Raw genomic sequence first — 23,087 nt, 5'->3', positions numbered from 1 at the left:
ACTTGCTAACAGGGTTATCCACAATTCCTGTGGAAAACTTCCCCGAAATCAGCCGGATACGTGCCATGAAACGCGGTTTCGGGTGGCGATCTGGCCAAAATCGACCGTAGCCCCTCAAGTGTCAGTAGTGCGCCGGCATGGTCGGCCCCTCAAGTGTTAACAACGGCCCTTCAAGTGTCATCGTCGGCCGAGTTGTCCCAAAACTATCCACACCGTCGCCGGTATCCAGGCGGCCGGTGGTCGCCGGCACTTCCTGGCTTCCGGTCGGCTCCTGGAAGGGCCACAAGGCCCGCAGGCAGGCCGCAAGCCCAGCGGCTAGGGCCATAGGCCCGGTGAGCGTCGGAAAGGCGCTGGAAGCCCCGTAGCGCAGCGAAGAGGGGAGAGACTGGCGGCCTTGGTCGCCTGGCTCGATGCGCAGCACGACATAGCCGGTTTTCGCGGCCGCGAAAATTCCCCGGAGCCTGCTGCTGTGGCTCTGCCCCTCAAGTGTCAATGAAAAACGGGAGCCGAAGCCCCCGTTGGTTGATCCTGGCCAGCTTGGCCAACTCACGCGATCACCGCTTGCAATGCACCAGGTCGCTGTTCACCCATGCGCTTTCGACCAGGCCGCTCTTTTGCAGCTCTTCGCAAGCCTCGCCTACCTGCTCGCGCCACTTCTTCGGCCGGGCCGACTGCGAGCCGCACATCAGGCGGAAGGTTTCCAGCTTCATCGGGTAAGGCTCCTGGTGCGATGCGAAGTAATCGAACATGCGTCGGGCCGTGGGCGTCAGCTTGCGGTACTTCTCCCAAATGAACTTGCTGTAATGGTCGCCGGCGAACAGGACAACCATTTCTTCGTCAATCTCGACCTGGCAACGCGAATTGCGCGTGCCACGGTTCAGGACACGGAAGCGGCGAATCAGGGATACCGATTCGAGCCGGCCGATCCGCTTGGATGAAAACTGCATGGCCGATGCTTGCAAGCGGCTAAGGCATTCTTCGGCCTTCGTGTAGTACCGGCTGTTGATCGACCAATCCAAGTCCTGGCAAAGCTCGTAGAACGTGAACGAAACCGGGTCGCCCAGCGGCGACCGTTTGGCGTACTCAAGGATCTGTTGCCACACCAGTTCGTCATCCTCGGCGCGCAGCTCGACGCCGGTGTACGTGATGGCCACGTCCTTGTTGATGTGGAAGATTTCCTTGCTCTGTAGGGCCTCACGCGCCACGCGCTTGTTGCGCGTGGTGAAGAGGGCTGACCGGGCGTAATCGTTGGGCAAGGCGCGCATGTTGTCGGGCCACGGCGCAATGTCGAACAGCGATAGCTGGTTCTCCTTGATCTGCTGCTTGGTCTGCTTGAGCAAGGCGGCCTGCTTGGCCTCGCTGACCTTGGCGGCCAGCTCGCCGCCGGCGGCCCCTGCTTTGCTCTGTTTCTTCGCCGGCATTGCGTCTCTCCGTTTGTTCTCGGCCAACGTGGCCACCTTGGCGGCCACGGTATCAACTACCGTGCGCCGTTCTTCTGGAAGGCCCAGCGTCGCCGCCAGTTCGGCCGTCTCGGCGGCCATGCGCCGCGAGCGCAGCACGGCCGCGCTCTCTTCGGCAGGCGGTAGCGGTAGCGGTGGTGCTACTTCATCGGCTGGCTTGCTGGCCAGCGTATCGAAGAGTGATCCGACCGGCCGCATGGTCTTGCCGGTGTTGCCGGAACTCCGGCGGGCCTCCGCTGTGCGGGCGGCGAGGCTCGCCGCGTCGTTGGCATTCAGCCCGCCCTCGATGAGCTTGCGCTTATATTCCTGCTCGTCGAATTGATCCGGCATACAACCTCCCTTATAAGCATAACGCCCGGCCGAAGCCGGGCGCTTTTATCGTCATTGGCCGCCTGGTGCTTTCGTATCCAGGTATTCGATCTGTTCGGCAATGAAGTCGATGCCGTATTCCGTCTTTCCTTCCTTCTCGAACTTGGTGGGTTCAACGCGGCCCTGGACGAACACCTTGGAACCTTTGCCCAGGTACTTGCCGGCGTTCTCCGCCAAGGCGCTGAAAGCCTTGATGCGGAAAAAGTCGGTTTGCTCCTGCTTTTCACCGCTGGAATTTCGCCACACCCTATTGACAGCGAGATCAAAAATAGCTCGGCTGCTGCCGGATTCACTATGCCTAACATCGGCATCGCGGGTAAGATTACCGATAAACTGGAATTGGTTATGGCTCACTCGATGGCCTCCTTTGCTATTGGAGCCTGTAGTTTAGCTAAACCTGCTCCAACGTGTCAAGAACTTTAGCGGCTAAAATTTTCTATGGGTCGCCCCACCATGAGGCAGTCAACCCGGTGTACAAGTACATCTTCTTTACTAACGTGCTTCGCATCCTCGATGAACGAGGCATGACAAAAAACGAACTCTCCGAGCGGTCGGGAGTGTCGATTTCGTTTCTGTCCGACCTCACTACCGGCAAGGCCAATCCGTCGCTCAAGGTGATGGAAGCGATTGCCAACGCGCTTGAAACCTCTCTGCCGCTACTCCTGGAATCAACCGACCTGGACAAGCACACCCTGGACGCCTTGGCCGGCGGCAAGGCTCCTAGTAGCCTGCCTGCTGGGTACGAAAGGGTGTCGGCGGTACTCCCCGAACACCGGGCCTTCCAGGTCAAAAAATGGGGTGAGGAAACAAGGAAGAAACTAGGGGGTCGGAACGCCAAGAAGAAGTAAGGGGAGGGCAGCGGCATGGATCACGCAGACAAGAATCCACGCCCAAGGTCTTTTTAGCCGCTAAAGCTCGCCGGGGTGGCTCAACCCCCGGATTCCCATCAAAAGCCAGCAGTATCGGTGCCACGGACGCGCCCGAATTGTCGCGCCGTGTTGTGGCCACCATACGCATATTCGAGAATGCCGCACTTCGGCATGTCCATATTGTTGCGCGGTGGTGCATTTCGGTATATCGTATGACCCTGTACAGCCATTGGACGATGAAACGTACATCAAGGGGCCAACGTAGTGACCGATTTAAAAGAACACGACAGCATCAAGGAACGGGCGAAGAAGAAGCTCGAAAGGGACATGGGGCCGCAGCTCCTGGAAGCCCTGCACGATCCTAAAACGGTTGAAATCATGCTCAACGCGGACGGCAAGCTATGGCTTGAGCGTCAAGGCGAGCGGTCGCAGTGCATCGGCACGCTGCGCCGCGCACAAGCGCAAGCCATCGTGGAAACCGTCGCTGGCTACCACAACAAGGAAATCACCAAGAACAGCCCCTTGCTCGAAGGCGAATTCCCGATTGACGGTTCGCGCTTCGCGGGTCAGCTCGGCCCGGTAGTGACCGGGCCAGTCTTTGCCATCCGGAAGAAAGCCATTGCGGTGTACACGCTCGCGCAGTACGTCGAAGCCGGGATCATGACCGCAGCACAAGCGCAGTCCATCGCGGACGCGGTTGCAGCGCACAAGAACATCCTGGTGATTGGCGGCACCGGCTCGGGCAAGACCACGCTGGTCAACGCGATCATCCAGGCGATGGTCGATCACGATGCCTTGGAACGGTTCGTCATCATCGAGGACACCGGCGAAATCCAATGCACGGCCGCCAACTTCGTCCAGTACCACACCAGTATCGAAGTCAGCATGACCATGCTGCTGAAAACCACGCTGCGTATGCGGCCCGACCGCATCCTGGTTGGCGAAGTCCGTGGCGAAGAAGCCTTAGACCTGCTGGACGCCTGGAACACCGGGCATCCCGGCGGCGCTGCCACTCTCCATGCGAACAGCGCATCGGAGGGCCTGACTCGTTTGAAGTCGCTTGTTTCTCGGAATAAGTCGGCTCCATCGGAGATTGAACCGCTGATCGGCGAGGCGGTTCATGTCGTTGTTCATATCGCCAGAACCCCGGATGGCTCTCGTCGTATCCAGGAAATCCTAGAGGTTTCCGGTTACGCCGATGGCCATTACAAAACTGTGTCCCTTTAAGGAGTTAAGACCAATGCAAGCACTCTTCCCGGCCTTCCGGCTCAACCAGCGCACGATGTTTTACCTGGGCCTGGCTGTTGTCCTGGCGTTCCTTCTGCTGGCTCCCCAGCACGCTTTCGCCTCTGAAGGCACCGGCGGTTCGCTGCCGTATGAAAGCTGGCTGACGAACCTGCGTAACTCTGTCACCGGCCCGGTCGCTTTCGCGCTGTCGATCATCGGCATCGTGGTCGCCGGCGGCATCTTGATCTTCGGTGGTGAACTCAACGGCTTCTTCCGCACGTTGATTTTCATTGTCCTGGTCATGGCTCTGCTGGTCGGCGCGCAAAACATGATGAGCACCTTCTTCGGTCGTGGCGCGGAAATCGCGGCGTTGACCGATGGCGCAATTCACCAGGTCAAGGTCGGCGCGCTGAACGCCTTGGGCTTTCCTGGTGATGCCGTCATGCGCTGGGTCGAAACCGGCCGGGTTGCATAAGTCATGGCTCTGCGCGCGATCCCCATCCGCCGGGCCGGCAACCGAGAAAACCTGTTCATGGGCGGGGATCGTGAGCTGGTGATGTTCTCGGGCCTGCTGGCCGGGGCGCTGATTTTTAGCGCCCAAGAAGTACGGGCAACGGTGTTCGGCATTGTTCTGTGGTTCGGCGCGCTTTGGGCGTGCCGACTCATGGCGAAATCCGATCCCAAGCTACGCAAGGTGTACCTGCGGCACCGCCGCTACAAAGGGTACTACCCGGCGCGTAGCACGCCTTTTCGTGACAACACGCCAAGTCAAGGGAAGCAATACAAATGATTGAGTCAATTGCATTTGCCATTGCTGTCCTCGGGGCGGTTTTGTTGCTCATCCTGTTTGCCCGCATCCGTGCGGTCGATGCCGAACTGAAACTGAAAAAGCATCGCTCGAAGGACGCGGGCCTGGCCGACTTGCTCAATTACGCCGCGATGGTCGATGACGGTGTGATCGTGGGTAAGAACGGCTCCTTTATGGCCGCCTGGCTGTACAAAGGGGATGACAACGCCAGCAGCACCGATGAACAGCGGGAAATGGTGTCGTTCCGTATCAACCAGGCTCTAGCGGGCCTGGGCAGCGGCTGGATGGTGCATGTCGATGCCGTGCGCCGTCCGGCTCCCAACTACTCCGACCGGGGGCATTCGACCTTTCCCGATCCTCTGTCGGCGGCAATGGATGAAGAGCGTCGGCAGTTGTTCCAGGGCCTGGGCACGATGTACGAGGGTTATTTCGTACTAACCGTGACCTGGTTCCCGCCGCTCCTGGCGCAGCGCAAATTTGTCGAACTGATGTTCGATGACGATGCAATCTCGCCCGACCACAAGGCCCGCACGATGGGGCTTATCAAGCAGTTCAAGCGCGAAACAACCAGCATTGAATCGCGGTTGTCCTCGGCCGTGAAATTGACCCGCCTACGCGGTCAAAAGGTGGTCACGGAAGAGGGCAGGGAAGTCACGCACGACGACTTCCTATCGTGGCTGCAATTCTGCATCACTGGCCTGCATCATCCGGTGCAGCTCCCCAGCAATCCGATGTACCTGGACGCCTTGATCGGCGGGCAGGAAATGTTCGGTGGTGTAGTGCCCAAGGTCGGCCGCAACTTCGTCCAGGTCGTGGCAGTCGAGGGCTTTCCCTTGGAGTCAACACCGGGCGTTCTAACCGCCCTGGGTGAGCTGGCGTGCGAATACCGTTGGTCGTCGCGTTTCATCTTCATGGATCAGCACGAGGCCGTGGCCCACCTGGACAAGTTCCGCAAGAAGTGGCGGCAGAAGGTGCGCGGCTTCTTCGACCAGGTGTTCAACACGAACAGCGGAAACATCGACCAAGACGCGCTTTCGATGGTCGGCGATGCCGAAGCCGCGATTGCCGAAGTCAATAGTGGACTGGTGGCCGTGGGGTATTACACCGGCGTCGTCGTGCTCATGGATGAGGATCGTACCCGCCTGGAACAGTCTGCACGCCAAGTAGAAAAGGCCATCAACCGCATGGGCTTCGCGGCCCGGATCGAGACGATCAACACGCTGGACGCCTTCCTGGGCAGTTTGCCGGGGCATGGTGTCGAGAACGTGCGCCGTCCGCTCATCAACACGTTGAACCTGTCCGATCTGCTGCCTACCAGCACGATCTGGACGGGCTTGGCCAACGCCCCATGCCCGATGTACCCGCCGCTTGCGCCGGCGCTCATGCACTGCGTTACGCATGGCGCTACGCCTTTCCGGCTCAACCTGCATGTGCGCGACCTGGGGCACACCTTCATGTTCGGGCCAACTGGTGCCGGTAAATCAACGCACCTGGGCCTTATTGCCGCGCAGCTTCGCCGCTATGCGGGCATGTCGATCTTCGCCTTTGATAAGGGCATGTCGATGTACCCGCTGGCCGCCGGTATTCGGGCCGCCTCCAAGGGGAAAAGTGGCCTGCATTTCACGGTGGCCGCCGATGATGACCAGCTCGCGTTTTGCCCGCTGCAATTCCTGGAAACCAAGGGGGATCGTGCCTGGGCAATGGAATGGATCGACACCATCCTGACGTTGAACGGGGTGGAAACCACACCGGGCCAGCGTAACGAAATTGGCAACGCGATCTTGAGCATGCACGCCAGCGGCGCGCATACGCTCTCGGAGTTCAGCGTAACGATTCAAGATGAAACGATCCGCGAAGCCATCCGGCAATACACGGTGGACGGCACGATGGGCCACCTGCTCGATGCTGAAACGGACGGCCTTTCGCTCTCTGATTTCACGGTCTTTGAAATCGAAGAGTTGATGAACCTGGGCGAGAAATTCGCGCTGCCGGTGCTGCTGTATCTGTTCCGCCGGATCGAGCGCGCCCTTCATGGCCAGCCCGCCGTCATCATCCTGGATGAAGCCTGGTTGATGCTCGGCCATCCGGCCTTCCGCGCCAAGATTCGGGAATGGCTCAAGGTGCTGCGTAAGGCTAACTGCCTGGTGCTTATGGCCACGCAAAGCCTCTCTGACGCGGCGAACAGCGGCATTTTGGATGTGATCGTGGAATCGACCGCAACCAAGATTTTCTTGCCGAACGTGTACGCCCGCGATGAGGACACCGCCGCGTTGTACCGGCGCATGGGCCTGAATGCACGCCAGATTGAAATCTTGGCCACGGCCATTCCGAAGCGCCAGTACTACTACGTGTCGGAGAACGGCCGCCGACTCTATGACCTTGCCCTGGGGCCTCTGGCCTTGGCCTTCGTCGGTGCATCCGACAAGGAATCGGTCGCCACCATCAAAAGCCTGGAAGCCAAGTTTGGCTACGCCTGGGTGGATGAATGGCTGGCTGGCCGGGGCCTGAATCTCAATGACTATTTGGAGGCCGCATGAGCTTTGCAGACACGATCAAGGGCTTGATCTTCAAGAAGAAGCCCGACCGCCGGCAATCGCCGCAATCATCAGAAGCCGGCCCGCGCAGTAGTGGGCTGGAAAATCCCTACCTGTCGGCACGTCGCACCTGGAACGAGCATGTTGGCTCGGTCGTCTCGTCGCGCCAGACCTGGCAAGTGGTGGGCATCCTCTCGCTGTTGATCGCACTCGCCGGCGTCGGCGGCGTGATCCATATCGGCAGCCAGTCGAAGTTCATTCCCTACGTGGTGCAAGTGGACAAGATGGGGCAGACCATCGCGGCCGGGCCTGTTACGGCGGCCGACAAGGCCGACCCTCGCATCGTCCACGCCACGGTTGCCGACTTCATCACCAGCGCCCGCATGGTCACGCCTGACGTGGCTTTGCAGCGCAAGGCCGTGTTCAAGGTGTACTCGGTTCTGTCTCCCAACGATCCGGCCACGGCAAAAATGAATGAATGGCTCAACGGCAATGCCGATGCCAGCCCATTCAAGCGTGCAGCGAAAGAAATGGTGAACATCGAAATCACTTCGGTCATTCCGCAGTCGCCGGATACCTGGCAAGTGGATTGGACAGAAACCACCCGCGACCGCCAAGGGGCGTTGAAGGGCCAGCCCGTACCAATGCGCGCCCTTGTCACCGTCTATACCGCCGAACCCACTTCGCAGACCACGGACGAGCAACTACGCAATAACCCAATGGGGATTTATGTGCGTGATTACTCCTGGTCGCGCCTTCTTTAATTACGAGGCTAATTCACCATGAAGAAACAACTTTTCGCTGTGCTGTTGGGCGCTTCGCTGACGATCCCGACCCTGGCCCTTGCCGCCGATGACCTGGCCGACAAGTATTTTTCCAACAACAACCCGACCCTGACCGCGCAGGAAAAGGCGGCCATTGCCATCGCCAAGCGGTGGGAGGCCAGTTCGGCGACCGGCATGAAGCCGGTCGCCGGCTCCAATGGCGCGATCAAGTTCCTGTTCGGCGCGCAGCAGCCCAGCATCGTTTGCGCGGTGCTCCAGGTGTGCGATGTGGCTTTGCAGGCTGGCGAGCAAGTCAACTCGATCAACCTGGGCGATACGGCCCGCTGGACAGTCGAGCCGGCCATCACTGGCAGCGGTGCCGGCGAAGTGCAGCACCTCATCATCAAGCCGATGGACGTGGGCCTGGAAACCAGCCTGGTCGTGACCACGAACCGCCGCACCTATCACTTCCGGCTGCGCTCGCATCGCACGCAGTACATGCCGCAAGTCTCGTTCACGTATCCCGAGGACGCGCTTGCGAAGTGGGACGCGATCAAGACCCGCGAAGTGCAACACCGCACCGACAACACCATCCCTTCCACCGGGGAGTACCTGGGCGATCTGTCGTTTGACTATGACGTGTCCGGCTCGGCCTCCTGGAAGCCTGTGCGCGTATTCAACGATGGCCGCAAGACCATCATTCAAATGCCGCGCTCGATGGAGCAAACCGAAGCGCCGACCCTGTTGGTTGTGCGCCGTGATGGCGGCCTGTTCCGTGACGCTGAAACCGTCATGGTCAATTACCGCGTCCAGGGCGACCGCTTCATCGTGGACACGGTTTTCGACAAGGCAATCCTGATTGCCGGCGTCGGCAGCGGGCAAGACCGCGTGACCATTACAAGGGGGAAATAACATGCGCAAGCTAATCATTGCCGCGCTGTTCGCGTTGACGCTGGCCGGCTGCGCCACGACTGGCCAATACGGCAACTTCGTTCCGGCAGCAGCAGGCCAGCAGCAGATTGCTACCGATGCCGTGCAGCAGCTCGCCACGCTGTACCCGCCGGCCAAGACCCGTTTCGAGCTGCACCAGGCCACGCCTGACGCCTTCGGGGTAGCCCTGGTCAACACGCTGCGCGAACGCGGATACGCCCTCTTGGAGTTCAACCCAGCCGACAAGGCGCAAGCCTCGGCGGCACCGGCCGAAGCATCGGGCGCATTGCCGCTGCGCTATGTGCTCGACCAGGCCGGAACGTCGAACCTGTACCGCCTGACCTTGTTGGTCGGCAGTCAATCCATCACTCGCCCATACCTGGAAGAAAACGGCACGTTTGCGCCGGCCGGGTATTGGGCGCGCAAGGAGTAAGCCATGAGCGAAACAGCCGATCAAATGGCACCTGACGCCTCGCCGGGCGCGGTGTCGAAAAAGTCCGGCGTCCGTCGCGTCAACAACCTGCCGATGTACCTGCTGGCTGGTGTGCTTGGCTTGTTCCTGCTCGTCATGGCCCTGGTGGCAGCGGATCGTTCAGCGAAGCAGAACGCGCCGGCTACCGGGCCGCAGGAACGGGCTGGAAACACGTCGATGTTCGCCAAGGAAATCGCAGGCGATCAGGACGGTGGCATGGTGGCTCCGGCTCAAGCCCTGACGCCACCCGACATGCCGACCACGGCGGCCGCCGATCCGGTATTGATTGCCCGGCCGGACAACCTGGACGCGCCGCCGGCTCCGCCAACTGGCGGGCATCTGGATCAGCCGGCCAACGATGACGAGGCCCAGCGCATCCGCATGGCGAAGCTGCAAATGCTGGAAGAAGCCATCAAGGCAAAGACCACGGTTCAAGTGGTTGCGCCGCGTAGCTCCGGCTCGGCTCCTGGTGGCGACACGTCAACCCCGCAAACCCGCGATGAAATGCTGGCTCGGCTGGCGGCGGTTCGCCAGCAGATCGACGCCCAGCGCACCGATGACCCGACAGCCGCCTATCAAGCTCGCCTGGCGCAGCTTCGCAGCTCTGGCGTGGGTGGGGCAGGGGCCGGCGGTGGCGCGCCTTCTGGCGCTCCTTCGCTGTTGCAGACCTCGGGCAACGGCAAGAACTACGCGCAGTTTGGCGCTGGCAGTGAAGGCGGCGACCGCTGGAAACTGGACTCCCAGCCGGAAGCTCCGCGTTCGCCGTTCGAGCTGCGCGCCGGCTTTGTCGTTCCCGCCACGCTGATTTCGGGAATCAACTCGGAATTGCCCGGCCAGATCATGGCCCAGGTCAGCCAGAACGTGTACGACACGCCCACCGGCAAACACCTGTTAATCCCGCAAGGCTCACGCTTGGTTGGCATGTATTCGAGCGACGTGGCCTATGGGCAATCTCGGGTGCTGATTGCATGGCAGCGCATCGTATTCCCGGACGGTAAGGCAATGGATATTGGTTCGATGCCGGGCGGGGATAGCGCGGGCTATGCCGGCTTCAAGGATAAGGTCAACAACCATTACTTCCGGGTGTTCGCGTCGGCCTTCCTTATGTCTGGTGTGACCGCCGGCATTGCCATGAGTCAGGACGATGGCAGCAACTCGGTCAATGGTCGTCCTACCGCTTCCAGCGCGATGAGCGAGGCGCTGGGTCAACAGCTCGGTCAAGTGACCGCGCAGATGATCGCCAAGAACCTGAACATCGCTCCCACCCTGGAAATCCGTCCTGGTTATCGCTTCAACGTCATCGTGACCAAGGACATGACGTTCTCGAAACCCTACCGCTCGTTTGATTATTGACGCCAAGGAGAAACAACATGAAGCAGAAGTTTTTAGCCGCTAAAGTCGCTCTCGCCGTGGCCCTGACTGCCGGGGCATTTACCTCCGTTCCTGTGCAGGCCGGCATCCCTGTTATCGACGGCGGCAACCTGATCCAGAACGTCATGTCCGCAATGGAAGCGGTTGCGCAAACTGCCAAGCAAATCGAGCAATACCAGACTCAATTGCAGCAGTACGAAAACATGATCCAGAACACCACGGCACCCGCCGCGTATATCTGGGATCAGGCGCAGTCCACGATGAACAAGCTCCTGGCCGCGCAGGACACGCTGAACTACTACAAGAACCAGGTGGGCAGCCTTGATGCCTACCTGGGCAAGTTCCAGGACGTGGCCTATTACCGCAGCTCGCCGTGCTTCTCGTCGGGCGGGTGCTCGGATGCGGAACGCGCCGCGATGGAGCAAAACCGCCGCCTGGCCTCCGAGTCGCAGAAAAAGGCAAACGATGCCTTGTTCAAGGGCTTGGATCAGCAGCAAGACGCGCTGACGGCCGATGCCCGCACGCTGCAACAACTCCAAGGTAAGGCGCAGGGCGCGACCGGCCAAATGCAGGCCATCGGCTACGCCAACCAGCTCGCCAGCCAGCAGGCCAATCAGCTCTTGCAGATTCGTGGCCTGTTGATGGCGCAGCAGAACGCCATTGCCACGCGCAACCAGGCTCTGGCTGACCGTGAAGCGCAGGAAGCTGCATCGTCTGAACAACTCCGCAAGGGCAGCTACAAGCCAAGCCCTGCACGTTCCTGGTAAGGAGGTTTCATGAAATCAAGCAAGGCTCTGGCCTTGGCCCTGGCCGCCCTCGTGGCGGCCTCGGTCGCAGGTTGCGACAACAAGCCCGCCGTGCAGCCGCTTCCAGAAGTCACCGATGCGAATTGCACCCCTGAAAAGATCAAGGCAATGCCGCAGGCGCAGCAGCAAGAGTTCTCATCGCTGTGCCTGCGTCGTAGTGGCGACTTCAAGCCCAGCCCCAAAAAAGAATGGTGAGGTAGGAATGAAAGTGCCAGCCAATCTAAAAACCGCCCTGCCGCTGTTTCTCTGGCTGGCGTTGTTTTCCGTAAGTGCTCACGCCCAAGTTGATAACTCGGGTGTGTTCGATAACGTCCTGAATCGGTACTCGGCGGCCGCGTCGGGATGGGCCGGCGTCATCACGACTGCCGCTTCCTGGCTGTTCTGGACGCTGACGGTTATCAGCATGGTCTGGACGTTCGGCATGATGGCCTTGCGCAAGGCCGACATTGGCGAATTTTTCGCCGAGTTCGTGAAGTTCACGATCTTCACCGGCTTCTTCTGGTGGCTGCTGACCAACGGCCCTAATTTCGCATCGTCCATCTACGATTCATTGCGGCAACTCGCGGGTAACGCTACCGGCCTCGGTAGCGGCCTGTCGCCGTCCGGAATTGTCGATATTGGTTTTGCGATCTTCGACAAGGTGCTGGATCAGTCCTCGGTCTGGTCGCCAGTCGATAGCGCGTGCGGGATTCTTATGGCAACGGCGATCCTGGTCATCCTGGCTCTGGTCGGTGTGAACATGCTCCTTCTCTTGGCGTCCGGCTGGGTGCTCGCCTATGGCGGCGTGTTCTTCCTCGGCTTTGGTGGATCGCGTTGGACTTCCGACATGGCGATCAACTACTACAAGACCGTGCTGGGCATTGCCGCGCAGCTCATGGCAATGGTGCTCCTGGTCGGCATCGGCAAGACCTTTCTTGACGACTACTACACGCGGATGAGCGCCGGCATCAGCCTGAAAGAAATGGGCGTGATGTTGATCGTCGTCATCATCCTTCTGGCGTTGACCAACAAGATTCCGGCCCTGCTCGCCGGCATCATCACTGGCGCAAGCGTGGGCGGTGCCGGCATTGGTGGTTTCGGTGCCGGTGCTGCAATGGGTGCCGCTGGTATGGCCGTGGCAGCGGCCGCAACTGGTGGCGCAGCCCTGGCCGCCGGTGCGGCATCGGCCGCCGGTGGTGCGCAAGCCGTGATGGCGGCATTCTCGAAGGCTAGCGAGAACGCATCGAGTGGCGGCGACGGCGGCGGCGATCTTATGTCGGCCTTCACTGGTGGCGGTGGCGGTGGTGGCGGCGGTGATGCCGGCGGCGGCGACGCTGGTACTGGTGACACTCCCTTTGCCCAAGCCGCCGGCTTTGGTGGCGGTGGCGGTGGCAGTGGCGGTGATTCAGGCGGCAGCTCGGCCAGCTCGGACGGTGGCGGCGAATCGTCCGGTTCGTCGTCCAGCAGCTCGTCCAGTTCGACCGGCGGCAAGGCATCCAGCGGTGGTTCGTCCAGCGCGGCCGCTTCGGGTGGTGGCTCGTCCAGCTCGGCCGCCTCGGCGGGTGAGTCGCCCAGCTCCGGCGGCGCATCTACGGCCAGCAGCGGCGGCAGTGACGCCGGCAGCTCGGGCAGTGGCGATTCCAAGGGCAACGACAAAGCCCAAGCGGCCGCCGCCGGCGGCGGCTTCCTCGCGTCGGCCGCCAAGGCGGGGCGTATCACGGCCGATGCCGGCGGCATCTTGGCCAAGGGCATCGGTTCGGTGGCCAAGGCCAAGGCGTCCAGCATCAAGGATTCCGCAATGGAGCGAATTGCCGACACAACGGGCGGCAAGATCGCGGCCGCCATCAAGGGGCAGGGGAGCGAAACGGTCAGCGATTCGCAAGACGCTGCCAGCCCTACGTTTGGCGCAAATAGTCTGGCTTCGGGTGAAACCCAAGCCGATCCAGAGTCCGAAGTCGCGGCATTCGTGAACCGCGATGGCGGCGAACAAACCGCATAACCACAAGGAGAATCATCATGAAGAAGAAATTGTTTGCTATCGCCGCGCTGGTTGCCGCTCTCGGCACTTCGGCTGGCTCGGCCAGTGCGCAAGAGGTTTTGACCGGCGACACCCGCCTGGCTTGCGAAGCGGTTTTGTGCCTGGCATCGGGCACGCGGCCCAGCGAATGCGCGCCGTCGCTCAACCGCTATTTCAGCATCTCGGCCCGCAAGCTCAAGGACACGATCAAGAAGCGCGCCAACTTCCTCAAGCTATGCCCGGCATCGAACCAGTCGCCCGAAATGGCGTCCCTGGTCAATTCAATGGCCAATGGTGCCGGCCGCTGCGATTCGCAATCGCTCAATAGCTCGCTGATTATGTATCGCGGCTGGGACTCCGGCGAAACGTACATCAGCAACCGGATGCCGGATTACTGCGCGGCATATACCGGCCACGCCTACACCGACTTCAATTCAAGCGGCACGATGCCACGCTATGTTGGTACGCCAGAGGAAGGCGGGTATTGGGTCGAGGCAAAGGACTATGACCGTGCCCTGGCCGAATACAACGCACGCCTGGAAGAACAGCGCCGCCGGAACCGTGAAAACGGTTGGTTGCAGCGGTAAGGGGAGGGGACATGATGCCATTCGTTGCCGACATGCCGCCGCAGATTCAGGAGCGCGTCGTGTGCTCGATCTCGGCGGCCGTCAAGTATGAAGTCCCGGCCAACATCGTGTTGGCCGTGGCTGAAAAAGAGGCGGGCAAGCCGGGGCAGTGGGTGCGCAACACGAATGGCACTCACGATGTTGGCCCCATGCAGTTCAACACGACGTACCTGCGTGACCTGGCACGCTACGGGATCACGGCGGACGATGTAGCGGCCGCTGGCTGCTACTCGTTCGACCTGGCCGCCTGGCGGTTGCGGATGCACATTCGCAACGACAAGGGCGACCTGTGGACGAAAGCCGCTAACTACCACTCACGCACGCCCCGGTACAACACCGTGTACCGGGCCGACTTGATCCGCAAGGCGACCAAATGGGCCGATTGGCTCGAAGCCCGCTTTGTGACCCTGGACGTGACGAAAGAGGGCGCTACGGCCTCCGTTCCGACCATGCCGGTGACAGTCCAGGCAGTGGCCCAACAAGCCCCTATGGCGGCCCCAGCGGCCGCCCCGGCCGTCAAGCCACACAAGCCCGCCGCGTCTGGTTCATTGAACATGGCCAGCTACGTGCCGCGCTCGATCTCCTTCACCATTAACGATCAGGACAACGCGCAATGAAATACACCTCGATTACGCCGGCAACGGATTGGTTCTATGTCCACCCGAAGGCCCCGCCAGAAACCGGCGCTGTGGTCTATCACGTCCCGGTGTTCGCCGTCGATGGCGATACCGGCGACGTGGTTGGTTTGATTCCAGTGTTCTACGGCGGCGTGCCCAAGCTCGTCGCGCCGTCTGACTCCCTGGGCGGCGTCTATCTGCACCGTGACCAGCTCACGGAAGAAGAGGCCGAGCTTGCACGCTCTACGCGCTGAAACGTCGCCAGCGTTGCCGCGCCTGGTACTGGCCGATGGCACGGTCGAGGCGTTGAAGTGGTTTGCCCTGCTGCTCATGACCGGCGATCACGTCAACAAGTATCTGTTCAACGGCACGATTGATTGGCTGTTCGATGCCGGCCGCCTTTGCCTGCCCATCTTCGTTTTTGTCTTGGCGTACAACCTGGCCAGACCGGGCACGTTCGAGCGCGGAGCCTATCCCCGCACCATGAAGCGCCTGGCGCTGTTCGGTGCGGTCGCCTCGGTGCCATTCATCGCCCTGGGTGGCTTGTTCGCTGGGTGGTGGCCGCTCAACGTGCTGTTCACGCTCCTGGTCATCACGGCCACGCTGTACCTGGTCGAGCGGGGCGGTGCCGGCAATCTCATTGCCGCCGGCCTGGTGCTCCTGGTCGGTGGCAGCTCTGTCGAATACTGGTGGCCAGCCGTGATCCTCGGCCTGGCTGTTTGGTCGTACTGCAAGCGCCCCACCTGGACAGCCGCGGTGATCGCGCTGCTGGCCCTGGCCTCGCTGTGGTTCATCAATCGCAACCTGTGGGCCTTGGCGTCGGTGCCGCTGCTCCTGGTCGCCTCTCGCCTCGATCTGCCCATGCCGCGCTTGCGCTGGGCGTTCTATGCCTATTACCCGCTGCACCTGGCCGCGCTCTGGTTGATCCGCATTCCCATGAGCAAAGCCGGATACCTATTCTTTTGATTGGAGCCTGTCCGATGCGTAAAGCGTTCTTTCTAGCCTTTTCCTTGGCGTCAATGATCTTCGCGCAAGGCGCGATGGCCACCGACTACGGCAGTGCCGCCGGCACGCCGATTTCTTCGATGGTGATGGTTTCGTTCCCGGACAGCAGCACCACGTTTCAGCCGCCGGTGGACGTTGCGGCCGTCCTCGATGACGCCCGCACCGCCTCGATGATCTACATCAACGGCCGCACCAGCACGAACCGGCCCAGCGCCCGCGACGAAGCCCTGGCATTGAAGCGTGCCTTGTCGGCGCGCAAGTACCTGGTGGATCGTGGCGTGTCGCCCCTCAAGGTCATGGTGAACTTCGCATCGGCCGCCGACTACATAACCGAGAACATCACGCCCGAAGGGCGCTACCAGAACCAGCGCGTTGAAATCGAACTCGTCTATGTGCCCATGTTCTAGGCCCTGGCCGACCGACCATTTTTTCACTCATCAGGAGGTTGCACCATGAAATACCGTTTTGCCCTTGCCTTGCCGATACTGGCTCTTGCCGGCTGCGCCGCGTTGGATCAAGTCGCCAAGGACATTCAGAAAGCCACGGCCCCGGTTATGGTCACGGAAACGCTGCCACAAATCTGCCAAGCCGCGAAGAAGAACCAGGTACAGGCCAATAGCATTTATGTCGGCAAGGGCCTGGCCATGACTGGCGAGGTGCGTTCGGTCAACGAAGGGTTCCAGCCCCACTACCGGGTGTTCCTGAAAGCTGGCCAAGTGTCGATTCATGCCGGCACCGAGAACAAAGCCAGCGTTACCGCGCTGACGGTGGGCAAGACCGCCCGCGTCTCCGGTGTCATTACGGACGTGTCCAATGATTTCAACGGCTGCGCAATCTCGCTGAAAGACGCGACGTTCTAGCTTCGCTGCCGCATAGACAGACTGGTAATTCAGCCCGCCTTGCGCGGGCTTTTTCCTTTCTGGCCGTCCACGTCGCCGCGCATTGCCCACACTCGTTTGACTTGGCTTTCGCTGCACCTGGCCAGCCTCGCCGTTTCCGCGATGCTGTGGCCGGCAGTGCGTAGCGCGATGATCCGATCATGCGCAAGGGTGTCGGCCTTCCTGCCGGCGTATTTCCCGGATTGCTTGGCCAGCTCGACGCCTTGCCGCTGACGTTCGCGGCGATCCTCGTAATCGTCGCGTGCGATCTGCAAGGCCAGCTTCAAAAGCATGTCCTGGACGGATTCCAGGACAACCTTGGCCACGCCCTTCGCTTCGGCGGCCAGCTCCGTCAAATCGACTACACCAGGCACGGCCAGCCTGGCGCCCTTGGCCCGGATCGACGCCACTAGGCGTTCGGCCTCGGCCAGCGGCAAGCGGCTGATTCGGTCGATCTTCTCGGCAACCACGACTTCACCGGGTTGCAGGTCGGCAATAAGACGCAGCAGCTCGGCGCGATCGGCGCGTGCGCCCGATGCCTTCTCGCGGTAGATGCCGGCGACATAGAAGCCGGCCGCCTTCGTGCTCTCCACGATGGCATCCTGCCGGGTTAGGTCTTGTTCCTCTGTGCTCACGCGCAGGTAGATTCGAGTGTCACTTTCAGAAGGCGACAGCACGAAATATCAAAAGTCGACCGCACGGTCTTTTCTGACGTTGGAGTCGCCTCAGAAAACGGAAAATAAAGCACGCTAAGGCGTAGTTCCCTCGGGCTACACCGCGTCCGCACTGCGCGGTTCTTTCTTCCCTTGCAGTGACGCAATCAGCGGGCAGGAAACGTTCCCCTTCCGCGCATGGCAGGCGCACACCAAATCAGACAGCACGGCCTCCATGCGCGCCAGGTCAGCCATCCTCTCGCGCACGTCCTTGAGCTTGTGCTCGGCCAGGCTGCTGGCTTCCTCGCAATGGGTGCCATCCTCAAGCCGCAGCAGCTCGGCGATCTCATCCAGGCTGAAGCCCAACCGCTGGGCTGATTTCACGAAGCGCACCCGCGTTACATCCGTCTCGCCATAGCGGCGAATGCTGCCGTAAGGCTTGTCCGGTTCCGGGAGCAAGCCCTTGCGCTGATAGAACCGGATGGTCTCCACATTGACCCCGGCCGTCCTGGCGAAAACGCCAATGGTCAGGTTCTCCAAATTGTTTTCCATATCGCTTGACTCCGTACATAACTACGGAAGTAAGCTTAAGCTATCCAATTCAGATTCGAAAGGACAAACGTATGTCTGAACCTCAAAACGGGCGCGGCGCGCTCTTCACTGGCGGGCTGGCCGCCATCCTCGCCTCGGCTTGCTGCCTCGGGCCGCTGGTTCTGATCGCCTTGGGGTTCAGCGGCGCTTGGATCGGCAACTTGACGGTGTTGGAACCCTATCGCCCCATCTTTATCGGCGTGGCGCTGGTGGCGTTGTTCTTCGCCTGGCGGCGCATCTACCGGCCGTCAGCCGCCTGCAAACCGGGTGAGGTTTGCGCGATTCCCCAAGTGCGAGCTACTTACAAGCTCATTTTCTGGGGCGTGGCCGTGCTGGTTTTGGTCGCGCTCGGATTTCCCTACGTCGTGCCATTTTTCTATTGATCACAGGAGTTCACCATGAAAAAGCTGCTTTCCGCCCTTGCCCTCGCTGCCGTTGTTGCCCCCGTGTGGGCCGCCACCCAGACCGTTACGCTGTCCGTACCGGGCATGACCTGCTCGGCCTGTCCGATCACTGTCAAGAAGGCGATTTCCAAGGTCGATGGCGTCAGTAAAGTTGACGTGACCTTCGAGACGCGCGAAGCGGTGGTCACCTTCGATGATGCCAAGACCAGCGTGCAGAAACTGACCAAGGCTACCGAGGATGCGGGCTACCCATCATCAGTCAAGAACTGATCATGAAAGACCCGAAGACACTGCTGCGGGTCAGCATCATTGGCACAACCCTCGTGGCGCTGTGTTGCTTCACCCCTGTTCTGGTCATTTTGCTCGGTGTGGTCGGCTTGTCCGCGCTGACCGGCTATCTGGACTATGTGCTGCTGCCTGCGCTGGCGATTTTCATCGGCTTGACCATCTACGCCATCCAACGAAAACGCCAAGCCGATGCCTGCTGCACCCCGAAATTCAATGGAGTAAAAAAATGACCGAAATCACCGTGAATGGCATGACCTGCACATCCTGCGCCACCCATGTCAAAGATGCTTTGGAAAAGATTCCCGGCGTGAATGCCGCTGTGGTGTCCTATCCAGAAAGCCGCGCGCAAGTCATGGCAGACACCGCCGTGAGCCACAACCAACTGCTGGCCGCCATCGCCGCATTGGGTTATCAAGGCTCGATCCGGGTTGGTGATTTCAAAGATGAACCAAAAATCCGTGATGCACTTGAGGGCGCCGGTTTGCATATCGCCATCATTGGCAGCGGCGGGGCCGCGATGGCGGCGGCGCTGAAGGCCGTCGAGCAAGGCGCGACGGTCACGCTGATCGAACGCGGCACCATCGGCGGCACCTGCGTCAATATCGGCTGTGTGCCGTCCAAGATCATGATCCGCGCTGCCCATATTGCCCATCTGCGCCGGGAAAGTCCGTTCGACGGCGGTATTGCGGCAACTGTGCCTGCGATTGACCGCAGCAAACTGCTGGCCCAGCAGCAGGCCCGTGTCGATGAACTGCGGCACGCCAAATACGAAGGCATCCTGGACGGCAATCCAGCCATCACCGTTTTGCACGGTGAAGCGCGTTTCAAGGACGACCAGAGCCTGGTCGTCCGTTTGAACGAGGGTGGCGAGCGCGAGGTAACGTTCGACCGCTGCCTGGTCGCCACCGGTGCCAGTCCGGCCGTGCCGCCGATTCCGGGCCTGAAAGAGTCACCCTACTGGACTTCCACCGAAGCGCTTGTCAGCGACACCATTCCCGCACGCCTGGCCGTGATCGGTTCGTCGGTGGTGGCGTTGGAACTGGCGCAAGCCTTTGCCCGGCTCGGCAGCCAGGTCACGATCCTGGCACGCAGCACCTTGTTCTTCCGGGAAGACCCGGCCATCGGCGAGGCCGTGACAGCCGCTTTCCGCGCCGAGGGCATCGAGGTGCTGGAGCACACGCAAGCCAGCCAGGTCGCCCATGTGAACGGCGAATTCGTGCTGACCACCGGACACGGTGAATTGCGCGCTGACAAGTTGCTGGTTGCCACCGGTCGGGCACCGAATACGCGCAGCCTCGCGCTGGACGCGGCGGGGGTCACTGTCAATGCGCAAGGGGCCATCGTTATCGACCAAGGCATGCGCACGAGCAACCCGAACATCTACGCGGCCGGCGACTGCACCGACCAGCCGCAGTTCGTCTACGTGGCAGCGGCCGCCGGCACCCGTGCCGCGATCAACATGACCGGCGGCGACGCAGCCCTCAATCTGACCGCGATGCCGGCAGTGGTGTTCACCGACCCGCAAGTCGCCACCGTGGGCTACAGCGAGGCGGAAGCGCACCACGATGGCATCGAGACCGACAGTCGCACGCTGACACTCGACAACGTTCCGCGAGCGCTTGCCAACTTCGACACACGCGGCTTCATCAAGCTGGTCATCGAGGAAGGTAGCGGACGGCTCATCGGCGTGCAGGCGGTGGCCCCGGAAGCGGGCGAACTGATCCAGACGGCGGTGCTCGCCATCCGCAACCGCATGACGGTGCAGGAACTGGCCGACCAGTTGTTCCCCTACCTGACAATGGTCGAGGGGTTGAAGCTTGCGGCGCAGACCTTCAACAAGGACGTGAAGCAGCTTTCCTGCTGCGCTGGATAAAAAAAGGAGGTTTTCAATGAGCGCCTACACCGTGTCCCGGCTGGCCCTTGATGCCGGGGTGAGCGTGCATATCGTGCGCGACTACCTGCTGCGCGGATTGCTGCGTCCGGTGGCGTGCACCCCGGGCGGCTATGGCCTGTTCGATGATGCCGCCTTGCAACGGCTGTGCTTCGTGCGGGCGGCCTTCGAGGCGGGCATCGGCCTGGACGCGCTGGCGCGGCTGTGCCGGGCGCTGGATGCTGCGGACGGCGATGAAGCGGCCGCGCAGCTTGCCGTTCTGCGCCAGTTCGTCGAGCGTCGGCGCGAAGCGTTGGCCGATCTGGAGGTGCAGTTGGCCACCATGCCGACCGAGCCGGCACAGCACGCGGAGAGTCTGCCATGAACAGCCCCGAGCGCTTGCCGTCCGAGACGCACAAACCGATCACCGGCTACCTGTGGGGCGCGCTGGCCGTGCTCACCTGTCCCTGCCATTTGCCGATTCTCGCCATTGTGCTGGCCGGCACGACGGCCGGCGCGTTCATCGGAGAGTACTGGGGTATCGCAGCCCTCACGCTGACCGGTTTGTTCGTCCTGTCTGTGACACGACTGCTGCGGGCCTTCAAAGATCGATCATGAGCGCTTCCCATTGAGACAAACCACGCTGTCGCTACGTTGCCTCATGCCGGCATCAAATTCGGCTGAGTAGCTTCTCGCCATCTGGACGTAGCTCACCCTTGGGTGAAACATGCCGATACAGGGTCTGCCGCGTGACGCCAAGTTCCTGGCACAGGTCGCCGACCTTGGTCTCTGGCTGACCCATTGCCGCCATCGCCAGCCGCAGCTTGGCGGCGGTCATCTTGAACGGCCGGCCGCCTTTCCGCCCGCGCGCGCGGGCCGAGGCTAGGCCGGCAATCGTGCGCTCCGCGATCAACTCGCGCTCGAACTCGGCCAGGGCGGCGAAGATGCCAAAGACCAGCTTGCCGGCGGCGGTCGTGGTGTCGATGGCCGCGCCGTGCCCGGTTAATACCTTCAAGCCGATGCCGCGCCCAGTCAGGTCGTGCACGGTGTTGATGAGATGTCGCAGGTCGCGTCCGAGCCGATCCAGTTTCCACACGACCAGTGTGTCGCCAGTTCGCAACGCCTTCAGGCAGCTCGTCAAGCCGGGCCGATCCTCGCGCATGCCGGATGCCTGGTCCTCGTAAAGATGTACTGGATCGACCCCGGCGGCAATCAGCGCGTCGCGCTGCAAATCGGTAGCCTGGGAGCCGTCCGCCTTCGATACCCGCATGTAGCCTATCAGCATGTCGTACCTGTCACATATACGTTCGATTATGTGACAGTGTGCACCGGAAAGTTCTGGTCGTCAAAATTTGTCACTTAACCCGTCATTCTGTCTAAGACATGCAAAGGGTCCATCAGGCACGTAATGTGACAGAAATTCCGGGGGGGATGCCTTCCTTTGCGAAGGTGGCGCGCAACTGTTCCAGGGAAGCGGGGTCGCGCCGACCATAGGAAGCCAACGCGAACAGCGAGCGTGCCGTCTCGGGGTCGTGCCGCGCTTCAATGATGGCCTCATCGATGGCCTGGATTGCCCGTTGCCAGTGATCGACGGGTTCGGGCTTCGGCGTTTTCGCCGACAGGCCACTGGTGAAACCGGTTTGGGGTTCGGACCAGAACAGCTTTGCATGCTCGCCCGGCGGGCTTATATCCCTCACCTCAATCAAGCTGATTGCCGTTGCCGCCGCCTCCAGCATCTGCAACCGTACTGCCGGGTTCAGGGTTTCATACGGTCGCCACAGACTTTGCCCAGCACGCAGCGGATGCCCGCAGCCTTCCCAGACTTGGCGGAGATACCCCGCGCAGGTTCCGCACGTCGAAAGCGGGGTGTTCAGCTCATCGAGCAGCGTGCGTAGTAGCCGAAACCACAATCCAGCGTGGATGCGTCGGCGCGGCAGCTCCACATGGCCGGTCGTCAGTGCCTGCCAGGTGCGCCGGTCCATCACCGCAATCGCGTCGCTGGCGGTGCGCGGCGCAGTGTCGGCGTTCTCCCAGCCGAGAAACCGCCCAGGCACGCCCCAATAGGATTCCAGCCAGCAGCCATGCAGCGGGCAGCTCAGCATCAGGGGCAGCTTCCATGCAAGCAGTACGGCTTGGTTTGCCGGGTCGTTCAGACAGAGCGGGCAGGCGCGATGTATCGGCTGGCTGGGCAGCCAGGCACGCCAGCTCGTGATGGATCGCGTCCTACGGCGGAGTTTCGGCAGCAGCACCGAGAGCTGGAACGCATAGGTTTCCAATGCGTCTGGAATCTGATCATCAAGGCTGTCCAGTAGCCAAGGCACCCAGCCGGCGAAACTCATGCAACGCAGCCGGTCCGGCTCGATGCCGCTCCGCTGGGAGAGCATCGCCAGCAGCGCCAGTGGTGGCGCGGTGTCCAGGTCATCAACCTGGCCGTGACCAAGATCGTGCTCCAGCAGCTCGGACACCTCCATGTGATAGCAAAGGGCCACGCGGTTGAGCCACGAAGACAAGGCTTCGCCTTCCCTGGGAGCCGGATGCAGTGGCCAGTG

30 protein-coding genes are annotated in these 23,087 nt (G+C 61.2%); 24 read left to right on the top strand and 6 right to left on the bottom strand.

Annotation, left to right across the window (positions count from 1 at the left end):
• Positions 1-554: 554 nt before the first annotated feature.
• Positions 555-1,790 (bottom strand): plasmid replication initiator TrfA, encoded by a 1,236-nt coding sequence (trfA, locus tag AC3WKX_RS28345; RefSeq protein ID WP_015061661.1) that lies wholly within the window; start codon positions 1,788-1,790, stop codon positions 555-557.
• A gap of 51 nt (positions 1,791-1,841) precedes the next feature.
• The gene (locus AC3WKX_RS28340; protein ID WP_031942755.1) at positions 1,842-2,183 is read right to left on the bottom strand and encodes a single-stranded DNA-binding protein; all 342 of its coding nucleotides are present in this window, start codon (positions 2,181-2,183) and stop codon (positions 1,842-1,844) included.
• Positions 2,184-2,299: 116 nt separating this feature from the next.
• Between AC3WKX_RS28340 and AC3WKX_RS28335 the strand changes: the two genes are divergently transcribed.
• The 18 genes from AC3WKX_RS28335 to AC3WKX_RS28250 all read left to right on the top strand — a co-directional run bounded on the left by AC3WKX_RS28335 (position 2,300) and on the right by AC3WKX_RS28250 (position 16,714).
• Positions 2,300-2,677: a transcriptional regulator gene (locus tag AC3WKX_RS28335; RefSeq protein ID WP_015061659.1), complete on the top strand. Its 378-nt coding sequence runs from the start codon at positions 2,300-2,302 to the stop codon at positions 2,675-2,677.
• Between the two features lie 285 nt (positions 2,678-2,962).
• Entirely contained in the window at positions 2,963-3,925 is a 963-nt protein-coding gene (trbB, locus tag AC3WKX_RS28330; RefSeq protein WP_015061658.1) for a P-type conjugative transfer ATPase TrbB, read from the top strand.
• A 13-nt stretch (positions 3,926-3,938) separates the two neighbouring features.
• Positions 3,939-4,400 (top strand): conjugal transfer system pilin TrbC, encoded by a 462-nt coding sequence (trbC, locus tag AC3WKX_RS28325; protein WP_015061657.1) that lies wholly within the window; start codon positions 3,939-3,941, stop codon positions 4,398-4,400.
• Between the two features lie 3 nt (positions 4,401-4,403).
• Complete coding sequence (locus AC3WKX_RS28320; RefSeq protein WP_015061656.1) at positions 4,404-4,715, top strand: conjugal transfer protein TrbD; 312 nt, start codon at positions 4,404-4,406, stop codon at positions 4,713-4,715.
• Positions 4,712-7,270 (top strand): VirB4 family type IV secretion/conjugal transfer ATPase, encoded by a 2,559-nt coding sequence (locus AC3WKX_RS28315; RefSeq protein WP_015061655.1) that lies wholly within the window; start codon positions 4,712-4,714, stop codon positions 7,268-7,270. Before AC3WKX_RS28320 ends, AC3WKX_RS28315 begins: the two co-directional genes overlap by 4 nt.
• On the top strand, positions 7,267-8,031 hold the full coding sequence (locus AC3WKX_RS28310) for a conjugal transfer protein TrbF (protein ID WP_031942756.1): 765 nt from the start codon (positions 7,267-7,269) through the stop codon (positions 8,029-8,031). Before AC3WKX_RS28315 ends, AC3WKX_RS28310 begins: the two co-directional genes overlap by 4 nt.
• Positions 8,032-8,049: 18 nt before the next feature.
• Entirely contained in the window at positions 8,050-8,943 is an 894-nt protein-coding gene (gene trbG / locus AC3WKX_RS28305; protein ID WP_015061653.1) for a P-type conjugative transfer protein TrbG, read from the top strand.
• 1 nt (position 8,944) lies between these two features.
• Positions 8,945-9,394, top strand: a complete 450-nt coding sequence (locus tag AC3WKX_RS28300; protein ID WP_015061652.1) for a TrbH protein — start codon at positions 8,945-8,947, stop codon at positions 9,392-9,394.
• 3 nt (positions 9,395-9,397) lie between these two features.
• Positions 9,398-10,786 carry a TrbI/VirB10 family protein gene (locus AC3WKX_RS28295; protein WP_015061651.1) on the top strand — a complete coding sequence of 463 codons (1,389 nt, stop codon included), beginning with the start codon at positions 9,398-9,400 and terminating at the stop codon, positions 10,784-10,786.
• Between the two features lie 17 nt (positions 10,787-10,803).
• Complete coding sequence (gene trbJ / locus AC3WKX_RS28290; RefSeq protein WP_015061650.1) at positions 10,804-11,571, top strand: P-type conjugative transfer protein TrbJ; 768 nt, start codon at positions 10,804-10,806, stop codon at positions 11,569-11,571.
• A gap of 9 nt (positions 11,572-11,580) precedes the next feature.
• Positions 11,581-11,805, top strand: coding sequence for an entry exclusion lipoprotein TrbK (gene trbK / locus AC3WKX_RS28285; RefSeq protein ID WP_015061649.1), 225 nt, complete (start codon positions 11,581-11,583; stop codon positions 11,803-11,805).
• Between the two features lie 7 nt (positions 11,806-11,812).
• A complete protein-coding gene (gene trbL / locus AC3WKX_RS28280; protein ID WP_031942757.1) occupies positions 11,813-13,588 on the top strand; it encodes a P-type conjugative transfer protein TrbL in 1,776 nt (591 codons plus the stop codon).
• Between the two features lie 17 nt (positions 13,589-13,605).
• Positions 13,606-14,193 carry a TrbM/KikA/MpfK family conjugal transfer protein gene (locus AC3WKX_RS28275; RefSeq protein WP_015061647.1) on the top strand — a complete coding sequence of 196 codons (588 nt, stop codon included), beginning with the start codon at positions 13,606-13,608 and terminating at the stop codon, positions 14,191-14,193.
• Positions 14,194-14,204: 11 nt separating this feature from the next.
• Positions 14,205-14,849 carry a transglycosylase SLT domain-containing protein gene (locus tag AC3WKX_RS28270; RefSeq protein WP_015061646.1) on the top strand — a complete coding sequence of 215 codons (645 nt, stop codon included), beginning with the start codon at positions 14,205-14,207 and terminating at the stop codon, positions 14,847-14,849.
• The gene (locus AC3WKX_RS28265) at positions 14,846-15,103 is read left to right on the top strand and encodes a hypothetical protein (protein ID WP_031942758.1); all 258 of its coding nucleotides are present in this window, start codon (positions 14,846-14,848) and stop codon (positions 15,101-15,103) included. Before AC3WKX_RS28270 ends, AC3WKX_RS28265 begins: the two co-directional genes overlap by 4 nt.
• A complete protein-coding gene (locus AC3WKX_RS28260; RefSeq protein WP_031942759.1) occupies positions 15,084-15,815 on the top strand; it encodes a TraX family protein in 732 nt (243 codons plus the stop codon). The genes AC3WKX_RS28265 and AC3WKX_RS28260 overlap by 20 nt, the downstream gene beginning before the upstream one ends.
• Before the next feature lie 14 nt (positions 15,816-15,829).
• Positions 15,830-16,261, top strand: a complete 432-nt coding sequence (locus AC3WKX_RS28255) for an OmpA family protein (protein ID WP_031942760.1) — start codon at positions 15,830-15,832, stop codon at positions 16,259-16,261.
• Positions 16,262-16,306: 45 nt separating this feature from the next.
• Positions 16,307-16,714 carry a hypothetical protein gene (locus AC3WKX_RS28250; protein ID WP_015061643.1) on the top strand — a complete coding sequence of 136 codons (408 nt, stop codon included), beginning with the start codon at positions 16,307-16,309 and terminating at the stop codon, positions 16,712-16,714.
• 29 nt (positions 16,715-16,743) lie between these two features.
• Here AC3WKX_RS28250 and AC3WKX_RS28245 read toward each other — a convergent pair whose 3' ends face one another.
• Entirely contained in the window at positions 16,744-17,406 is a 663-nt protein-coding gene (locus AC3WKX_RS28245; protein ID WP_219736778.1) for a recombinase family protein, read from the bottom strand.
• A 96-nt stretch (positions 17,407-17,502) separates the two neighbouring features.
• Positions 17,503-17,937: a mercury resistance transcriptional regulator MerR gene (gene merR / locus AC3WKX_RS28240; protein ID WP_000429838.1), complete on the bottom strand. Its 435-nt coding sequence runs from the start codon at positions 17,935-17,937 to the stop codon at positions 17,503-17,505.
• Between the two features lie 71 nt (positions 17,938-18,008).
• Between merR and merT the strand changes: the two genes are divergently transcribed.
• The 6 genes from merT to merE are packed head-to-tail and all read left to right on the top strand — an operon-like array spanning position 18,009 to position 21,156.
• A complete protein-coding gene (gene merT, locus AC3WKX_RS28235; RefSeq protein ID WP_001294667.1) occupies positions 18,009-18,359 on the top strand; it encodes a mercuric ion transporter MerT in 351 nt (116 codons plus the stop codon).
• Positions 18,360-18,374: 15 nt separating this feature from the next.
• The gene (gene merP, locus AC3WKX_RS28230; RefSeq protein WP_000735441.1) at positions 18,375-18,650 is read left to right on the top strand and encodes a mercury resistance system periplasmic binding protein MerP; all 276 of its coding nucleotides are present in this window, start codon (positions 18,375-18,377) and stop codon (positions 18,648-18,650) included.
• 2 nt (positions 18,651-18,652) lie between these two features.
• Positions 18,653-18,898, top strand: a complete 246-nt coding sequence (gene merF, locus AC3WKX_RS28225; protein ID WP_000654684.1) for a mercury resistance system transport protein MerF — start codon at positions 18,653-18,655, stop codon at positions 18,896-18,898.
• Positions 18,895-20,541 carry a mercury(II) reductase gene (gene merA, locus AC3WKX_RS28220; protein ID WP_000136268.1) on the top strand — a complete coding sequence of 549 codons (1,647 nt, stop codon included), beginning with the start codon at positions 18,895-18,897 and terminating at the stop codon, positions 20,539-20,541. Before merF ends, merA begins: the two co-directional genes overlap by 4 nt.
• 16 nt (positions 20,542-20,557) lie before the next feature.
• Complete coding sequence (gene merD / locus AC3WKX_RS28215; RefSeq protein ID WP_003465059.1) at positions 20,558-20,923, top strand: mercury resistance co-regulator MerD; 366 nt, start codon at positions 20,558-20,560, stop codon at positions 20,921-20,923.
• Positions 20,920-21,156, top strand: a complete 237-nt coding sequence (gene merE / locus AC3WKX_RS28210) for a broad-spectrum mercury transporter MerE (RefSeq protein WP_001087809.1) — start codon at positions 20,920-20,922, stop codon at positions 21,154-21,156. Before merD ends, merE begins: the two co-directional genes overlap by 4 nt.
• Before the next feature lie 52 nt (positions 21,157-21,208).
• On the opposite strand, the gene AC3WKX_RS28205 is transcribed toward merE, so the two are convergent.
• Complete coding sequence (locus AC3WKX_RS28205; protein WP_000904941.1) at positions 21,209-21,823, bottom strand: recombinase family protein; 615 nt, start codon at positions 21,821-21,823, stop codon at positions 21,209-21,211.
• 112 nt (positions 21,824-21,935) lie between these two features.
• Positions 21,936-23,048, bottom strand: a complete 1,113-nt coding sequence (locus AC3WKX_RS28200) for a TniQ family protein (RefSeq protein WP_488656217.1) — start codon at positions 23,046-23,048, stop codon at positions 21,936-21,938.
• Positions 23,049-23,087 lie beyond the last annotated feature (39 nt).

This window comes from Pseudomonas sp. GP01-A4 (assembly GCF_058780865.1).
Note: the sequence above shows the minus strand (reverse complement) of the source record. Positions and strands in the feature narration are given on the sequence as shown.

What these genes read in the sequence shown, in the direction of transcription:
- trbK (WP_015061649.1), top strand. Translation starts at nt 11,581, where the DNA reads ATGAAATCAAGCAAGGCTCTGGCCTTGGCCCTGGCCGCCCTCGTGGCG.
- trbL (WP_031942757.1), top strand. Translation starts at nt 11,813, where the DNA reads ATGAAAGTGCCAGCCAATCTAAAAACCGCCCTGCCGCTGTTTCTCTGG.
- trfA (WP_015061661.1), bottom strand. Translation starts at nt 1,790, where the DNA reads ATGCCGGATCAATTCGACGAGCAGGAATATAAGCGCAAGCTCATCGAG.
- trbG (WP_015061653.1), top strand. Translation starts at nt 8,050, where the DNA reads ATGAAGAAACAACTTTTCGCTGTGCTGTTGGGCGCTTCGCTGACGATC.
- AC3WKX_RS28275 (WP_015061647.1), top strand. Translation starts at nt 13,606, where the DNA reads ATGAAGAAGAAATTGTTTGCTATCGCCGCGCTGGTTGCCGCTCTCGGC.
- AC3WKX_RS28320 (WP_015061656.1), top strand. Translation starts at nt 4,404, where the DNA reads ATGGCTCTGCGCGCGATCCCCATCCGCCGGGCCGGCAACCGAGAAAAC.
- merF (WP_000654684.1), top strand. Translation starts at nt 18,653, where the DNA reads ATGAAAGACCCGAAGACACTGCTGCGGGTCAGCATCATTGGCACAACC.
- merP (WP_000735441.1), top strand. Translation starts at nt 18,375, where the DNA reads ATGAAAAAGCTGCTTTCCGCCCTTGCCCTCGCTGCCGTTGTTGCCCCC.
- trbJ (WP_015061650.1), top strand. Translation starts at nt 10,804, where the DNA reads ATGAAGCAGAAGTTTTTAGCCGCTAAAGTCGCTCTCGCCGTGGCCCTG.
- merD (WP_003465059.1), top strand. Translation starts at nt 20,558, where the DNA reads ATGAGCGCCTACACCGTGTCCCGGCTGGCCCTTGATGCCGGGGTGAGC.
- AC3WKX_RS28295 (WP_015061651.1), top strand. Translation starts at nt 9,398, where the DNA reads ATGAGCGAAACAGCCGATCAAATGGCACCTGACGCCTCGCCGGGCGCG.
- AC3WKX_RS28270 (WP_015061646.1), top strand. Translation starts at nt 14,205, where the DNA reads ATGATGCCATTCGTTGCCGACATGCCGCCGCAGATTCAGGAGCGCGTC.
- AC3WKX_RS28205 (WP_000904941.1), bottom strand. Translation starts at nt 21,823, where the DNA reads ATGCTGATAGGCTACATGCGGGTATCGAAGGCGGACGGCTCCCAGGCT.
- merA (WP_000136268.1), top strand. Translation starts at nt 18,895, where the DNA reads ATGACCGAAATCACCGTGAATGGCATGACCTGCACATCCTGCGCCACC.
- AC3WKX_RS28255 (WP_031942760.1), top strand. Translation starts at nt 15,830, where the DNA reads ATGCGTAAAGCGTTCTTTCTAGCCTTTTCCTTGGCGTCAATGATCTTC.
- AC3WKX_RS28250 (WP_015061643.1), top strand. Translation starts at nt 16,307, where the DNA reads ATGAAATACCGTTTTGCCCTTGCCTTGCCGATACTGGCTCTTGCCGGC.
- AC3WKX_RS28265 (WP_031942758.1), top strand. Translation starts at nt 14,846, where the DNA reads ATGAAATACACCTCGATTACGCCGGCAACGGATTGGTTCTATGTCCAC.
- merT (WP_001294667.1), top strand. Translation starts at nt 18,009, where the DNA reads ATGTCTGAACCTCAAAACGGGCGCGGCGCGCTCTTCACTGGCGGGCTG.
- AC3WKX_RS28315 (WP_015061655.1), top strand. Translation starts at nt 4,712, where the DNA reads ATGATTGAGTCAATTGCATTTGCCATTGCTGTCCTCGGGGCGGTTTTG.
- merR (WP_000429838.1), bottom strand. Translation starts at nt 17,937, where the DNA reads ATGGAAAACAATTTGGAGAACCTGACCATTGGCGTTTTCGCCAGGACG.
- trbC (WP_015061657.1), top strand. Translation starts at nt 3,939, where the DNA reads ATGCAAGCACTCTTCCCGGCCTTCCGGCTCAACCAGCGCACGATGTTT.
- AC3WKX_RS28310 (WP_031942756.1), top strand. Translation starts at nt 7,267, where the DNA reads ATGAGCTTTGCAGACACGATCAAGGGCTTGATCTTCAAGAAGAAGCCC.
- AC3WKX_RS28300 (WP_015061652.1), top strand. Translation starts at nt 8,945, where the DNA reads ATGCGCAAGCTAATCATTGCCGCGCTGTTCGCGTTGACGCTGGCCGGC.
- merE (WP_001087809.1), top strand. Translation starts at nt 20,920, where the DNA reads ATGAACAGCCCCGAGCGCTTGCCGTCCGAGACGCACAAACCGATCACC.